Source organism: Staphylococcus saprophyticus subsp. saprophyticus ATCC 15305 = NCTC 7292 (genome assembly GCF_000010125.1).
Classification (GTDB): domain Bacteria; phylum Bacillota; class Bacilli; order Staphylococcales; family Staphylococcaceae; genus Staphylococcus; species Staphylococcus saprophyticus.
On the sequence record NC_007350.1, the window covers coordinates 546,908 to 563,163 of the forward strand.

Genomic DNA, 16,256 nt, shown 5'->3' on the forward strand with positions numbered 1-16,256 from the left:
CAAGGTGTTTAAGAAGGAGGTAAGTTAATATGAATATTTTTAAAAGTAAATTATTATGGATTGCACCTATTGCAATTCTAATCATACTTGCAATTTTTTCAATTGCATTTTATCCAGCATATAATCCAAAACCTAAGGAATTACCAATAGCAATCGTTAATCATGATGAAGGTACTTCTATATAAAATAAAGATATTAATATAGGGAAAAATTTAGAGGATAAACTCTTAGATAGTGATTCTGATACAGTAAAATGGGTAAAGGTTGATAATGAAAAAGACGTTCGAAAAGGACTAGACGAACAAAAATATTATGGCGCAGCGATTTTCGAAAAAGATTTTTCAAAACATGCTATGAGTCAAACTCAAAAAGTAGTGATGGATAGCAAAAAACAAGAAATGCAAGATAAAGTTAAATCAGGTGAAATACCACCAGAACAAGCCAAACAAATGCAAAGTCAAATGGCTAAATCAGGTGCTTCTCAAGATATTAAAGTTAAACGTGCAGAGTTTAAAACGATAACTAATAAGGGTGCAAATATGCAGGCATCTCAAATTTCATCTAATGTACTAAACGGTATTGGTGACAATCTAAATAAACAAATCACGCAACAAAGTTTAGATACTTTAGAAAAGCAAGATGTAAAAGTGAGTGCTAATGAAATTGAAGGACTGACAAATCCTGTAAAAGTAGCTGATAAACAAGTGCACAAAGTGAAAGATCATCAAGGTAATGGTAATGCTTCTTTCTTAATGTTTATGCCAGTGTGGATCAGTTCAATTGTGGCATCAATCTTGTTATTCTTTGCCTTTAGAACATCTGACAATATTAAAATTTCTCACCGTTTAATTGCATCTTTAGGTCAATTAGGTGTGGGTGTACTTACAGCATTTATTGGTGGCTTTGGCTATGTTTACTTTATGTCTGCCGTCCAAGGGTTTGATTTTCCTGACATTAATAAAATAGCCGTATTTGTCTCAATTGCACTGTTAGGATTTATTGGACTTATTTTAGGCGTAATGACTTGATTAGGTATGAAATCAATACCAATATTCTTTATTGCAATGTTCTTTAGTATGCAATTAGTTATGTTCCCTAAACAAATGCTACCTAAGTTCTATCAAGATTATATTGTAAGTTGGAATCCATTTACACACTATGGTGAGTACCTAAGAGAATTACTTTATATGAATCAACCGTTAGAAATGAATGCTACAATGTGGATGTTTGTAGGATTTATCATCTTTGGTATTGTATCTTCTATTAGTGCTGCTATGATAAGAAAACATAGTGGTAAACGTACTGAAATTCCGTCATAAAAATAAATATAATAAATTTTTGAGTCTGAGACATCTATTGATGCCCAGGCTCTTTTTTTGTTTACGTAAAAAATTGGGGAAAGCACTTATCATTATGTGTCACTTCAATTGATAAAATGATGACAGTCATAAACGTAAAGCGGCATCAATAAAAATAAGCAAGTTTTAAATTTGAGTCGATACTAAAAAATCGATTCGGATTTTTAATATTAATTAAAATAATCAATAAGGTAAAGTTCGATTGCGCCAGTCTTTTAAGGAAATTTATTATCTCCTTGCAATATGATTACAAATTTATTGACTAACTGACCTTATATTTTAATATTTGTTTAACATTGACTTAACAAAAATTAGATACAATTAACATGGTTTACAAATAATTCAAAGAGGTGTAATGATGGATTCTTCAGTAATGGAGATTATTTTTACTTTTATAGGTGGTTTAGGTATATTTTTATACGGAATTAAACAAATGGGTGATGGCCTACAGGCAGCTGCGGGTGATCGTCTTAGAAACATTTTAAATACATTTACAAGAAATCCAATCATGGGTGTACTTGCCGGTATGATTGTAACGATTTTAATTCAAAGTAGCTCGGGAACTACTGTAATTACAATTGGGCTAGTAAGTGCAGGGTTTATGACCATGCGTCAAGCAATAGGAGTAGTCATGGGTGCCAATATAGGTACGACGGTTACAGCATTTATTATAGGTATAGACATTGGTGCTTATGCGCTTCCTATTTTAGCTATTGGTGCATTTTTAATATTCTTTATTCAAAAACGTAAAGTGAAAAATATAGGGATGATCCTATTTGGTTTCGGTGCATTGTTTTATGGCTTAGAACTGATGAGTGGCGCAGTTAAACCTTTAGCTGATTTAGAAGGTTTTAAACAATTGATGTTGGATATGTCTTCTAATCCAATTTATGGCCTTATCGCAGGAACAATATTGACTGTAGTTATTCAGAGTTCAAGTGCAACAATCGGTATTTTGCAAGGCTTTTTTGCAAATGACTTGATTAGTTTACATGGCGCATTACCAGTTTTACTTGGTGATAATATAGGTACGACGATCACTGCAGTATTAGCGAGTCTTGCTGGCTCACTGGCAGCTAAACGTGTTGCAGCGGTGCACGTCATGTTTAATGTTATAGGCGCATCTATATTCTTAATTATACTGCCACTGTATCAAATGGCTATTGAATGGATGCAAAGTCTGCTCAACTTAAAACCGGAAATGGTTATTGCTTTTGCACATGGTACATTCAACGTTACCAATACATTAATACAATTACCGTTTATTTTTGTACTCGCATGGGTAGTGACTAAAATTGTTCCAGGTGAAGATTTAAATGAAAAATATAAACCTAGAAATTTAGACAGAAATCTTATTAATAGAGCACCGAGCATTGCTCTCCAAGAGGCTCAAGAAGAAATTCAAAATATTGGGCACATGACATTTTCTATGCTTAAGAATGTAAATGAATATGATGATAAAAAAGAAAGAGACATCATGCATAAACACGCGGCTATAGATAATATGAATGATAATGTACGTCAATATTTAACTAAGATATCTGAAAAGAAATTATCTAAAAAAGATGCGGAAAGAATGACTGTACTTCAAGATGTAAACCGAACAATATTGAAAGTGGCAGGATTATCTGAAGCTTATTTATTAGATAAGAAAAAAGAACAAACGAATCAAGTTCAAATTTCTGAAAAAGCAGAAGCGAGTATCAATCGATTGTATGATCATGTAACGACATCTTTTGACAAAACAATCGATATGTTTGATGTCTATGACAGGGTCAAACGAGATGAAATTGTGAAAATAAGTAATGAGTCTTATCGTTTAGAGCATGATTTAAGGAAAAAACATATTAAGAGACTAAGTTCAGGTGAGTGTACACCAGAAGGTGGTTTATTATATCTTGATATGATAGGTATATTAGAACGTATCGGTTATCATTCGAGAAATATTTCAGAATCAATGATAGACATCGATGAAATTGAGACAAATGAAGAGACGGAACATGCATTAGAATGGTCACATTAAATTACGTTTAATGAGGTGAATGTGGGACTGGAATCACTTTTAGAAACTGTGATGCCGGTCTCACTTTATTAATTTTAAATTTAGTAAGCGTTTGCACTATCTTAATTAATTATTTTATCCTACAATTAGTAATAACATAAGGAAATAATGGAGGTTACAATATGAGTGTTTTCGATAAGTTTAAATTAGATAACCAAGTGGCAATTGTTACGGGTGGTGCTTCTGGATTAGGTAAAGCTATGGGTAAAGGGTTAGCCGAAGCGGGCGCAAACTTAGTCATTGCTGACATAAATTTAGAATTGGCCAAGGAGACAGCTGCTGAATTTAAAAATGAAACAGGTAACAAAGCAATCGCATGTAAAGTAGATGTTACAAGCGTATCGGATGTTGAACAAATGGTTACAGATGTCATGGATACATTTGGCCGTATTGATATTTTATTTAATAATGCAGGTATTAATGAACATGTGAAATTTGAAGATATGCCATACGATCGTTGGGTAAAAAATATGGATGTGAATATTAACAGTATGGTATTAGTCTCACAAGCAGTTGGTAAAGTGATGATAGAACAGAAAAAAGGATCAATTATTAATACATCTTCAATGTCAGGTATTATAGTGAATACGCCACAACCTCAAGCTGCCTATAATACATCGAAAGGTGCTGTCATTATGTTTACGAAAAGTTTAGCAAGTGAATGGGCTGAACATGGTATTCGTGTAAATTCTATTGCACCAGGATACATGAAGACAGAACTTACAAAAGATTATTTCGCACAAGGCGGAGATATGATTGATACATGGATGAAATTTACACCACTTGGTAGACCAGGGGTTCCAGAAGAATTACAAGGTGCTGCATTATATTTAGCGTCTGATGCTTCATCGTTTGTGACGGGAAGTGTTGTTACAATCGATGGCGGTTATACAGCGTTATAGTATAGATTATTTAAATTCATATATGTGAGTTTTGGTAAGGTCTATTCAATATACCAACCAACAATATTTATAAATAAATGAAACTATATAAGACAGGTCATTAATCAGATATGAACATGAATTAATGACCTGTCATTATTGTTATTTTAATCCTTATTAAAACGATAGGAATACTTGACAAATGTGCGAGACAGGCATAGTATTACTATTAATATAATATTCAGAAAATTGATTGGGAGGGTTTATGTATGACATCAATGAGTATTTTAGATCAAAGTCCAATAGATACTGATGAAACTGTTAGGGATGGTATCGCACGTACAGTTGAATTAGCTCAACTTGCCGATACAGAAAATTACACAAGATATTTTGTTGCAGAGCATCACAATATACCTGAAGTCGCTGGAACGAGTCCAGAAATATTAGTGACACATTTACTAAATCAAACGAAACGTATTCGAGTGGGATCGGGTGGCGTTATGTTACAACACTATAGTCCGTTTAAAGTGATTGAGCAATTTCATTTGATTAGCAATATTGCACCTGGAAGAGTGGATTTAGGTATAGGAAAGGCGCCGGGTGGTTTTCCTTTAGCAACCCAAGCATTACAATCTGAATTAAAATCTCCGCAAACAACTTTTAACGAAAAATTTCACTTATTAAATCGTTTTAATAAAAATGATTTCACAGATGAAGAAGCATATAGTCAGCTACAAACATCTATACGTAATAATGAAATTCCGTCACCAGAACTTTACTTACTTGGAGGAAGTGAAAATTCAGCACAATTTGCTGCTGACGAAAAAGTAGGTTTTGTATATGCATTTTTCATTAATTCTAATATTGACGTGTTACATCAGTCGATTAAAGCATATAAAGCACAATATCCTGAGGGAAGAGTTATCGTGGGTGTAGCTACAGTAGTAACTGAAAGTGAAGCAGATAAGGCTTTGGTAGAAGAAGGGCGCACAAATTATGCACTTCATTTTAAAGACGGTCGGAAAATTACAGTCAATACGAAACAACAATTAGACACATTTACAGAACAAAGTACGGAAACATTTGAAGTTGAAACTAAAAAAATTGAAGTATTAGATGGTTCAGCAAGCGAAGTAAAACAACAATTGCAACAATTAAATGTCGATGGATTGATAGATGAATTTATGTTACACATACCGGTTCAAAATCATGAATTACGAATGAAAACAGTTAAACAAATGTCACCTGCAAAGCATGTGATTAACGAGAAAGAAGGGATAGTATGACTAAAGGGAAAATAGATTTTGGAATTATGCTTAACGGGCCAGGTAGTCATATGCATGCTTGGAAATCGAATGAAGTGCCTGATGATGCGAGTACAAATTTTGATTTTCAATTGGAAATTGCTAAGAGAGCAGAAGCAGCAGGTTTTAGCTTTGTATTTGTTGCCGATGGTTTATATATACATGAGAAATCTATACCTCATTTTTTAGATCGACATGAACCACTTACATTGCTGGCTGCCCTTGCACCAGTTACAAAAAATATCGGTTTAGTAGGGACAATTTCAACGTCTTATAGTGAACCATTTACAGTAGCACGTCAGTTAGCAACAATAGATAGAATTAGCCATGGACGTGCAGGTTGGAATGTAGTTACATCACCACTTGCAGGTAGTGCAGATAATTATAGTAAAGGTGACCATCCGGAACACGATATTAGATATGATATTGCCGAAGAGCATATTCAAGTAGTTCAAGGTTTATGGGATTCATATGAGGACGATGCATTTACTTTTGATGTGGAAAAAGGTGAGTATTTTGATAAAGATAAAATGCATACTTTAGATTACAAAGGTAAGTATTTTCAGGTCAAAGGTCCACTAAATGCAAGCCGTTCTGAACAAGGTCAACCGGTCATTTTCCAAGCTGGTGCATCTCCGAAAGGTCAGGCTTACGCAGCTAAATATGCGGATGCAGTATTTACGTTAGGTGAATCCAAAGAAATCGCTCAAAGCAATTATGATAGTATCAAAGCGCAAGCAAAAGCATTTGGACGTAATCCTAATGAAGTGAAAGTATACCCTATATTAGCACCGATTATTGGTGAAACTGAAAATGAAGTTGAATCTCGATTTGAGGAAATAAAATCATTAGCTAATATTGATGAGGCGTTAGATTATTTAGGAAGATATTATGATCATCATGATTTTAGTCAATATGATTTAGACGCACCATTCCCAGAGCTTGGCGAAGTTGGACAAAATAGTTTCCGTGCTACTGCAGATGCGATCGCAGCTCGCGCTAAAGAACATCAGCTTACTTTACGAGAAGTTGCCTTAGAAGAGACTGTCCGCCGTTCTCCATTCATGGGCACATATGAAAAGGTTGCCGATTTAATTATTGAATGGTTTGAAGATGGTGCAGCAGATGGCTTTATATTTGGACCACATATTTATGGTGCGGTTTATGATGAATTTATCAATCATGTCTTACCGATATTAGAACAAAAAGGTTATTACACTCAGGAGTATCAAGGTGATACATTACGTGATCACATAGGTATTCCATTTAAAGAAAATAGATATAGTCAGTCACATGTAACGCAATAATTAAATATACGTACTTATATAGATAGACACATCTATGTTATATACAGTTGTGTCTATTTTTATATTATAAAAGGAGTGAATCCGTATGTCAGAATCAAGCACAACATCATATCAAAATGTCAGTAATCAAAATGTAAATCAGACTTCTGATCATATAGCAGTAAAGACTAAGAAAAAATTCGAATTACCTCACGTTCTATTAATCATGTTAATCATGATGATGTTTGCTTGTTTCTTGACCTATATTATTCCTGCAGGTGCATTTGATACTAATAAAGATGGTTCAATTATCCAAGGCACATATCATGCTATTGATCAAAATCCAGTGAATCCAATTTATGCTATAACACTCATTTTAAACGGCGGTATTCAATCAGCACAAACAGTAACCTTATTACTGTTTATCGGCGGCGCAATGGGAGGTATATTATATCTTGATTCTGTAAAAAAATTAACGAATTATATGATTTATCGCTTTGAACATGCCGGCGCATTGCCACTTATTATTGGCTTATTTTCATTAATGGCATTTATTGGTTTCTTTATTGGCGGAGATCAAATGATTGTATTTGTAACATTAGGTGTCATTTTAGTGAATCGATTGAAACTAGATCCAATCATGGCATTAGCGATTACCTTTTTACCATTGTACATGGCTTTTTCAGTATCTCCATCCGGTATGGCAAAGATAGGACAAATTGTATATCCTGAGGTTGCATTGTATTCGGGTTATGGTGGAAGAGCGATTATGTATGGCGTATTCTTAATTGTTACTTTATTGTATGTTGTTTGGTATGCAAGAAGAGTAATAAAAGATCCCAGTAAGAGTGTGATGAATACAAGTGAATGGCGACAAGATATAACTCAAACAGCGCATCATGAAATGGCTACCGAGGATAGACAAGTCAATTGGAGAGACAGTATCGTCGTTGCATTAGTTGTCTTAACGCCAATTGTCTTAGCTTTAGGAAATGGTTTGTTTAGATGGACAGAAAAATACGGAAATGGTGTATTTATTACTATTTTCGGAATAAGTTTTGTATTGGCTTATATTGTAAAAAGCAAAACGCCTAGCGAAATGGTCGATGGATTTTTAGAAGGTGCAAAGCCAATGTTGGTCGTTGCGTTTGCTATTATCATGGCGAATACGATAAGTGTTATTTTGGAAAAAGGACAAATTCTTAGCACGATTGTTCATACACTTACAACACAACTTGATGGTGCATCTTTAGGTATTGTTTCCGTAATCGTATTTTTAGTGGCAACGGTCTTTAACTTCTTAGTTCCGTCAGGTTCAGGTCTAATGAGTGTCATGGTACCGATATTACAACCGGTAACAGAAACATTAGGTGTTAATGATCAAATTTTATTAACTTCTTTATCTTTTGGTGGTGGGCTAGGTAACTTAATTACGCCTACTTTAGGTGCTACGATAGGTGCCATTGCGATTGCTAAAGCAAACTTTGGCTCATGGTTCAAATTTATGATACCATTATTCATCGTATGGCTAGTAGTTGGTTCCATCGTACTTTTTATATTTACAGCTGTTGGTTGGTCAGGTGGCGTATAACTGAAAATTGAATCATATGGGTTATAGAAATGAAAAGCGCCCTACAAAGTTTGCATTTATGCATGTCTACTTTGTAGGGCGTTTTATATGTCGCGAATTATTTAGTGATCACGTTTGTAAGATGTTGAAATTAAAAATATACCATATGCATGTGCGATTCAGTGAAACTTCATTATTGTTATTGTGCAACGGTTACTGAAAACGGGACATGTTTAAGCCATTTATGTTCTGGTTTTTCATCCGTAATGACTTCATTAATATCAGATATTTTCGCAAAGGAAAGTGTTGAAGAAACACCAAATTTACTTTTATCAATGAGAGCGATGACGTTTTCACTTTCTTGTACCATTTGTTTTTTTAATTGTACTTCAGGTAATGAAAAATCAGTTAATCCATTTTCTAACGTAAAACCATTTGCAGATAAAAAGAAATAGTCAATGTGATACATTTCTAGAATTTGAGAATCGATATTCCCAGTTATCGCGTTTGAATCTTGTGAAACAAAACCACCAACTACGAGAACGGTTAAATGTGGATTTTCTTTTAATAGTACGGCATTTTCTAGACCATTTGTAATAATTGTCAGTTCCATCGTAGTTTCTGCAAGTAATTTGGCGAGTTCATAAGTAGTCGAACTTGCATCAATCATAATACATTGTTGCGGTTTAATTTTTTTTAAGGCGGACTTACTTATTTTATATTTTTCACCGTGTTTTTGTGTTAAACGATAAGAAAAGTTAAATTTAGAGCCTATATTTTCTGTGACTTTAGCGCCACCATGTGTACGTGTTAATTTATTTTCACTTTCTAGTCTCCGTAAATCACTTCTTACTGTTGCTTCAGTAACACTTAAGTAATCAGATAGTTGTTTTACTGTTGCGCGTTTATGAGATTTAATATACGAATATATATGTTCTCTGCGTTCATCTGCATACATTTTCATGTGCTTCACATCCTCTTTAGTATCACTTTTATATTAACATAAATTCTATATAAGAAAACAAAAAGAAAACAAAACGAAAATAAATGAAAAAATATTTGTGATAAATGAAAAAGTATATTAGAATTACACATATAGATGAAAGCGTTTTCTAAAAATGATAAGGGAGCTGTTAATGATGAGTAAGAAAAATTATCCTGAAACAATGAACGCAGTAGTCGCATACGCGCCTGGAGAATATAAATATGAAACAGTTGAAACGCCAACGATAGAACATCCTAAAGAAATTGTTGTGAAAGTTGAAGCATGTGGTATATGTGCTGGTGATATAAAGGCTTATGGCGGTGCACCAAGTTTTTGGGGTGATGAAAAGCAACCTTCATACATTAAAGCACCTATGATTCCGGGACATGAATTTATAGCACGCATTGTAGAAAAAGGAGAAGATGTTACAGATTTTGAAATTGGAGATCGTGTGATTTCAGAACAAATCGTACCTTGTTGGAATTGTAGATTCTGTAACCGCGGCGAATATTGGATGTGTGAAAAACATGATCTTTATGGATTCCAAAACAATGTTAACGGTGGTATGGCGGAATATATGAAATTTACTAAAGAGGCTATTAATTACAAAGTACCAGAAGATATGCCTATTGAAAAAGCCATTTTAATTGAACCATATGCATGTAGCTTGCATGCCATTCAACGTGCCAATATTAAATTAGGTGACTTTGTTGTCCTATCTGGTGCCGGTACACTAGGTTTAGGTATGGTTGGCGCAGCTAAAAAAGCGGGTGCGGAAACATTAGTCGTCTTAGATATGAAAGATGATCGATTAGAATTAGCTAAAGCATTTGGTGCTGATATTGTTATGAACCCATCAAAAGTGGATGTTGTAAAAGAAATTAAAGATATGACAGAAGGATATGGTTGTGATACGTATATTGAAGCAACTGGCCATCCTAAGTCTGTAGAACAAGGTTTAAGTGCAATTAGAAAATTAGGTCGTTTTGTAGAATTTTCTGTTTTTGGAGATCCAGTCACGGTGGATTGGAGTATTATCTCTGACCGTAAAGAATTAGATTTAATGGGTAGTCACTTAGGACCTTATTGTTATCCATTGGTTATAGATGGTATTCAAAAAGACGACTTCCCTACAGATGGCGTTGTCACACATCAACTACCTTTAAAAGATTTTGAAGAAGGATTTGAATTGATGAAAAAAGGAGATCAATCGCTAAAAGTGGTTCTAGTACCATAAATTAATATTGTCAAACACAACGTCGTAAAAGGAGCGTTTTAAAATGAAAAAAATGATTAATAACCCAGATAATGTGATTGAGGAACTAATGTCTGGTTATCTAATTGCTTATCCAGAATATATTAGACGTTCTGAACTCCATAAGAGAGCTTTAATAGGCAAAAAGAGAAATGACAAAAGAAAAGTTAGCATATTGATAGGTGGTGGTTCTGGTCATGAACCAGCATTCTTAGGATATGTTGGTAAAGGTATGGCAGATGGTGTAGCCGTTGGAAATATTTTTGCTTCACCTTCGCCAATACCTATACAGGCAGTTACAAGAGAAATAAATCATGGCCATGGCGTACTTTATATCTATGGAAACTACGCAGGAGATTTAATGAATTTTGAAATGGCGAGTGAAATGACGGAAATTGAAGATGATATTGTGACTAAGGCAGTGATTGGTAATGATGACGTCGCTTCTTCCAAAGATATAGATGATCGCAGGGGGATTGCAGGAGAATTATTAGTTTATAAAGCGGCTGGTGCGGCTGCAGACTTTGGTTATGATTTAGAAGAAGTTAGACGTATTGCGCAATTGGCAAACGATCAAACGCGTTCAATGGGTATTGGTTTGAGTCCATGTTATTTGCCGCAAACAGGTAAACCAAGCTTTGATTTAAAAGATAATGAGATGGAAATCGGTTTAGGTCATCACGGTGAACCTGGTATTGAAAAAACAACAATTCGCACAGCTAAAGAAACGGTTCAAGTTATTATGCAAAATATTTTAAAAGAAGACATCTATCACGCTGAAGATGATGTTGTTGTCTTAATCAATGGTTTGGGCGCCACTTCACAAATGGAACTTTATATTACCAATAAAGAAGTAGATGCAATTTTAAAAGATAATCATATCAACACATACCGAACATTTATAGGGAATTTCATTACTTCAATGGAAATGGGTGGATTTTCAATTACATTGATGAAAGTTGATGATACATTGAAGCGCTGTATAGATCATCCTATAGATTGTCCAAATTTCAAAGTCATTTAGGAGGAGCGCATTATGACATTAACAAATGAATCATTTAAAGCGTATATTTTAGCTTTAACCGAACTTTTTGAAAATAAAAAAGACGAACTTTGCGAATTGGATAGAAAAATTGGTGACGGTGACCATGGCGTAACGATGGATATCGGTTATCAAGCTGTTAAAGAAACAATTCAAAATGAATTGGCAGACCAAGATGATATTTCAAAAATTAGTGTAGCAGTTGGTAAGCGTTTCTTAGATGCTGTCGGTTCATCTGTCGGACCATTGTACGCTTCTGGCTATTTAAAAGGTGCCGTTGCTGTTAAAAATGAGACATCTTTAGATGATGAAGGTCTCTATCAATATTGGATTGCTTTTTGTAAAGGAATCCAGGATAGAGGTAAAGCTAAAATAGGCGATAAAACGATGATAGATACACTTGAACCTTTTTACAAATCATTAGAACATGCACAACAATCAGGGGAATCGTTTGCTGATGCATTTCAAGTAGCGTTAGGTGAAGCAAAACATGGTATGGAAAGTACTAAAGATATTGTATCGAATAAAGGAAGATCAAAACGTTTGGGATATCGTTCCCAAGGACATGTAGATCCTGGCGCAATGTCTGCCTATTTGATGCTAGATACATTTAAAGCATTTATATAAGGTATGAAGAAAATTTAAGGAGGAATTTTAATGAAAATAGCAATTGGTGCAGACCATAATGGATATGATTTAAAAGAAGCGGTCAAAGCGCATGTTGAGCATTTAGGACATGTAGTTGAAGATTTTGGTTGTCATCAATGTGCTGAAACGGACTACCCTGATGTAGCGGCTGAAGTTGGAAAAAGCATTCAACAAGGTGAAAACGAACGCGGTATTTTGATTTGTGGTACGGGTATTGGTGTAGCAATTACTGCAAACAAAATAAAAGGCATACGTGCAGCATTAGCACACGATTATTATTCTGCAGAACGTGCACAATTAAGCAATAATGCACAGATTTTAACTATGGGGGCACAAATTATAGGTGTTGAAGTTGCTAAAAAAAATGTTGAAGCTTATCTTAATGTGAGTTGGGAAGGTGGTTCACAGCGCAAAGTTGATAAGATCGATAAAGTGGAAGAAAGTGAAAATAAGTAAAACATAACTGGATTAATAATATAAAGGCTAAGCATCCTATACTAGCGCTAAAAATAGGATGCTTAGTTTTTAATTTGTAGTTATGTGATAAACAAGACGTGGTTATATATAAGGTAAAGCAAAGACGTCGTAGTATTTCTATATGTTTGAAGAATTGTCACTGTAATTTTAAGATAATTGTCATATAATATGCTTGAGGAGGATTATCTATGCGTAGAGTATTATATGCTTTTTTAATTTATACAGTTTTAGGCTTACTCAGTGGTTTCTATTATCGTGAATTGACGCTTGCACATCATTTCACTGGTGATACACAACTCGTTGTAGTACATACTCATACCCTTATATTAGGGATGTTTATGCATTTGATTTTATTGCCTGTTGTAAAAGTATTTAAACTAAGTAGTTATTATTTATTTAATTGGTTCTTTATTGTTTATAATATTGGCGTATTAACGACAATAGGTATGATGTTTACAAAAGGTACATACCAAGTCATTGGATTGACTGTGCCTGAATCTTTTGCGGGATATGCAGGTATAGGTCATACGATTTTAACTGCTGGCTTTATACTATTATTCTTCTTATTAAGAAATGCAATAGTGAAAGACCCAAGGGATTAATTAAAAAGCTGCTAACAATGCGTAAACCATTGTTGGCAGCTTTTGCTTTTTTATAAATAATTTTTATCTACAGTACTAGTAAAAATGAAACGAGATGTACTATATTATTTTTTTGATTTTAATGCTTTATAAAAAATATCACGTTGTTTTTCTAAAGAAATAGGGTCATTATACTGTGTTTCTGTAACATCAAATTTAATCACCTGATTATCTTTAACTGCTAGTAGATTATTCCAATAATTAGTGTTTTCGAACGGTGCAGGTTGATCACCATTTGTCGCAATAACTGCAAAATCGCCTATATAATCTTTGAAATTTTCAGGATTAATAGGTGTGGCAAATTTGTCTTGAGTTGCTTTTTCTAGCGCTTTAGGTTGCTTCATACCATAACCATCATATAAGATTTCTGTGCCTCTACCTAAATGATCACTAAATGCCATAGTACCTTTTGGAGTTTGTTGCAATACTGACACAGTCTTGCCTTTAATTAATGGTGACAATTCTTTTTTATCGTCGGCCATTTGTTTATCCCAGTCTTTAATCCATTGTTTAGCTTTCGACTCTTCATTGACTAAAGCGGCAAGTTTTTTTGCATGGTCTTTATAAGTAGATTTTTCTGAATCAAAAGCTACGGTTGGAGCAATTTTCTGTAATTTTTTAATATTTTTATCTTGTATTGTCGTTACGATAAGGTCCGGTTTTTGTTTAGTAACTTGTTCAACACTGGTATTATCAATACGCTTAATGCCTTTTGTAGCATCATTTAATACTTTGTTTTTCTCTACAAATTCTGGTACGGCAATCGGCTTATGGCCAAATTTTACCAATGCGCCGATATAAGTTGGGTGTAAAACAGCAATTCTTTTAGGGTTTTTAGGAATTTTAACTTCTTTAGCTGTATCATCCTTAAAAGATTTTTCAGTGGATTTATTTTCACTATCGTTCTTTTTACTTGAATCTTGTGTGCTGCAAGCGCCTACAAATAATGTCAAACAAATTAAAATTAATAACAATTTCTTCACAGATTAACAGCTCCTAAATTTTAAGAATTTTGAAAATTAAAAGGTTTTCATTGATAATCGTTATCAATTATAGCATAATGTAGGAAAGACACAAGCTGAATTTTGGGAGGATGCTTTATGGATGATGTTATTATAATTGGCGGAGGTCCTGCAGGATTATTTGCTAGTTTCTATTCAGGCTTAAGGGGTATGCGTGTGCGTATTATAGATATCCAGGATAAACTTGGTGGTAAAATGCATGTATATCCAGAAAAGATTATTTGGGATATTGGTGGGTTAGCTCCAAAACCTTGTTTTGAAGTAATTCAAGATACAGTTAAGCAAGGTTTGCATTTTGAACCAGAAGTAAATTTAGAAGAACGTGTGATTGATATCAGGAAAATAGAACAACAACACTTTGAAGTTGAAACTGATAAAGGTAATGTATTTTCTAGTAAATCAGTTATTATTGCGATTGGTGGCGGCATCATTAATCCGAAGCAACTCGATATTAAGGATGCAGAGAGATACAAATTGACAAATTTACATTACGTCGTTCAGTCATTAAAAAAATTCAAAGACAAACATGTATTGATTTCAGGAGCTGGCAATTCAGCATTGGATTGGGCAAATGATTTAAGTGGCTATGCTAAAAGTGTAACGCTAATATATAGAAAAGCTGATATTAAAGGTTATGAAGTCATGAAAGAAAAATTGGAACAATTAAACGTTAAAAAATTACCGAATACACATATACATCAATTAATTGGTGATGAAACGCAAACGCAGATTGAGCAAGTCATCTTAGAGAATATTGAAACTGGGGAACATACTGTAAAATCATTTGATGATGTCATCATTAGTCATGGCTTTGATAGAGAGAATACATTACTTGAACAATCTTCTGCTAAAGTAGATATGTTTAATGAATATAGCATTAAGGGCTTTGGTAATACTGCTACAAGCATCGATGGTCTATATGCATGTGGTGACATTATTTATCATGAAGCTAAAGCACATTTAATTGCAAGTGCATTTAGTGACGCTGCGAATGCAGCTAACCTAGCTAAACTTTATATAGAACCAAAAGCAAAAGCAGAAGGCTATGTTTCTAGCCATAATGAGATTTTCAAAGAATCTAATAAGGTAGTTATGAAAAAATATTTATAGCTTACAGCACATGATGCTTTTTAAACGACAGCGGAAAAACCGTTGTCGATTTTTTTATACAAAAATCATTATTTATATGAAGGATAGTTTGAGAATTATTACGGACTATATCATAATATAGAAAACATAAGTTATAGGAGATGTGGCACGATGATAGAGATAAAGCATGAAGCACCTAGTGTAGTTGATTATAGAAATTTGCGAAAAGTAGCAGGGTTAAGTGAGAAATCACAAAAAGCTGCGGAAAAGGGCATTAGCAATGCATGTTTTAATGTGACCATATATCATGGAACAGACTTGATAGGTATGGGACGTGTCATAGGTGATGGTGGTACAGCATTTCAAATTATTGATATTGCTGTAAACCCTGAGTTTCAAGGACAAGGTTATGGTAAAACGATTATGTCGCATATCATGTCATATGTAGAAAATGAAGCTGAAGAAGGTACTTATGTTAGTTTAATGGCTGATTATCCAGCAGATCAATTATACGCACAATATGGATTTATCACTACAGAACCTCATTCTTGTGGTATGTATATCAAATTTTAAGCATAGTATGGCAATAAAAAAGGGTGAGTCGCATTATGGCGATTCACCCTTATGTGTGTCAGT

At 34.0% G+C, this 16,256-nt stretch carries 14 protein-coding genes and 1 pseudogene; 13 read left to right on the forward strand and 2 right to left on the reverse strand.

Going from position 1 to position 16,256, the window contains the following annotated elements:
- The first annotated feature begins 29 nt into the window (after positions 1-29).
- The 6 genes and pseudogenes from SSP_RS02505 (at position 30) to SSP_RS02530 (ending at position 8,482) form a co-directional block, all read left to right on the forward strand.
- Positions 30-1,319, forward strand: a pseudogene (locus SSP_RS02505) (ABC transporter permease).
- A 397-nt stretch (positions 1,320-1,716) separates the two neighbouring features.
- Entirely contained in the window at positions 1,717-3,381 is a 1,665-nt protein-coding gene (locus tag SSP_RS02510; protein ID WP_041784769.1) for a Na/Pi cotransporter family protein, read from the forward strand.
- A gap of 161 nt (positions 3,382-3,542) precedes the next feature.
- Entirely contained in the window at positions 3,543-4,322 is a 780-nt protein-coding gene (locus SSP_RS02515; RefSeq protein WP_011302475.1) for an SDR family NAD(P)-dependent oxidoreductase, read from the forward strand.
- Positions 4,323-4,570: 248 nt separating this feature from the next.
- A complete protein-coding gene (locus tag SSP_RS02520; RefSeq protein WP_011302476.1) occupies positions 4,571-5,587 on the forward strand; it encodes an LLM class flavin-dependent oxidoreductase in 1,017 nt (338 codons plus the stop codon).
- Entirely contained in the window at positions 5,584-6,912 is a 1,329-nt protein-coding gene (locus SSP_RS02525; RefSeq protein ID WP_002482471.1) for an LLM class flavin-dependent oxidoreductase, read from the forward strand. The genes SSP_RS02520 and SSP_RS02525 overlap by 4 nt, the downstream gene beginning before the upstream one ends.
- 85 nt (positions 6,913-6,997) lie before the next feature.
- Complete coding sequence (locus tag SSP_RS02530) at positions 6,998-8,482, forward strand: Na+/H+ antiporter NhaC family protein (RefSeq protein WP_011302477.1); 1,485 nt, start codon at positions 6,998-7,000, stop codon at positions 8,480-8,482.
- Between the two features lie 178 nt (positions 8,483-8,660).
- Here SSP_RS02530 and SSP_RS02535 read toward each other — a convergent pair whose 3' ends face one another.
- Positions 8,661-9,425 (reverse strand): DeoR/GlpR family DNA-binding transcription regulator, encoded by a 765-nt coding sequence (locus SSP_RS02535; RefSeq protein ID WP_002482473.1) that lies wholly within the window; start codon positions 9,423-9,425, stop codon positions 8,661-8,663.
- A gap of 175 nt (positions 9,426-9,600) precedes the next feature.
- Between SSP_RS02535 and SSP_RS02540 the strand changes: the two genes are divergently transcribed.
- The 5 genes from SSP_RS02540 (at position 9,601) to SSP_RS02560 (ending at position 13,470) form a co-directional block, all read left to right on the forward strand.
- Positions 9,601-10,683 (forward strand): MDR/zinc-dependent alcohol dehydrogenase-like family protein, encoded by a 1,083-nt coding sequence (locus SSP_RS02540; RefSeq protein ID WP_041784771.1) that lies wholly within the window; start codon positions 9,601-9,603, stop codon positions 10,681-10,683.
- Positions 10,684-10,726: 43 nt separating this feature from the next.
- On the forward strand, positions 10,727-11,725 hold the full coding sequence (locus SSP_RS02545; RefSeq protein WP_011302479.1) for a dihydroxyacetone kinase subunit DhaK: 999 nt from the start codon (positions 10,727-10,729) through the stop codon (positions 11,723-11,725).
- A 12-nt stretch (positions 11,726-11,737) separates the two neighbouring features.
- Positions 11,738-12,370: a dihydroxyacetone kinase subunit DhaL gene (dhaL, locus tag SSP_RS02550; RefSeq protein ID WP_011302480.1), complete on the forward strand. Its 633-nt coding sequence runs from the start codon at positions 11,738-11,740 to the stop codon at positions 12,368-12,370.
- A gap of 30 nt (positions 12,371-12,400) precedes the next feature.
- Positions 12,401-12,847, forward strand: a complete 447-nt coding sequence (gene rpiB, locus SSP_RS02555; RefSeq protein ID WP_002482477.1) for a ribose 5-phosphate isomerase B — start codon at positions 12,401-12,403, stop codon at positions 12,845-12,847.
- A gap of 209 nt (positions 12,848-13,056) precedes the next feature.
- Positions 13,057-13,470, forward strand: a complete 414-nt coding sequence (locus tag SSP_RS02560; RefSeq protein WP_011302481.1) for a DUF2871 domain-containing protein — start codon at positions 13,057-13,059, stop codon at positions 13,468-13,470.
- Positions 13,471-13,574: 104 nt separating this feature from the next.
- Here the strand turns inward: SSP_RS02560 and SSP_RS02565 are convergent, their stop codons facing one another.
- A complete protein-coding gene (locus SSP_RS02565) occupies positions 13,575-14,492 on the reverse strand; it encodes an ABC transporter substrate-binding protein (RefSeq protein ID WP_011302482.1) in 918 nt (305 codons plus the stop codon).
- 117 nt (positions 14,493-14,609) lie between these two features.
- Here SSP_RS02565 and SSP_RS02570 point away from each other — a divergent pair, with 117 nt between their 5' ends.
- Positions 14,610-15,641 carry an NAD(P)/FAD-dependent oxidoreductase gene (locus SSP_RS02570; RefSeq protein ID WP_002482481.1) on the forward strand — a complete coding sequence of 344 codons (1,032 nt, stop codon included), beginning with the start codon at positions 14,610-14,612 and terminating at the stop codon, positions 15,639-15,641.
- 150 nt (positions 15,642-15,791) lie between these two features.
- Positions 15,792-16,193, forward strand: a complete 402-nt coding sequence (locus tag SSP_RS02575) for a GNAT family N-acetyltransferase (RefSeq protein WP_011302483.1) — start codon at positions 15,792-15,794, stop codon at positions 16,191-16,193.
- The last annotated feature ends 63 nt before the right edge of the window (positions 16,194-16,256 follow it).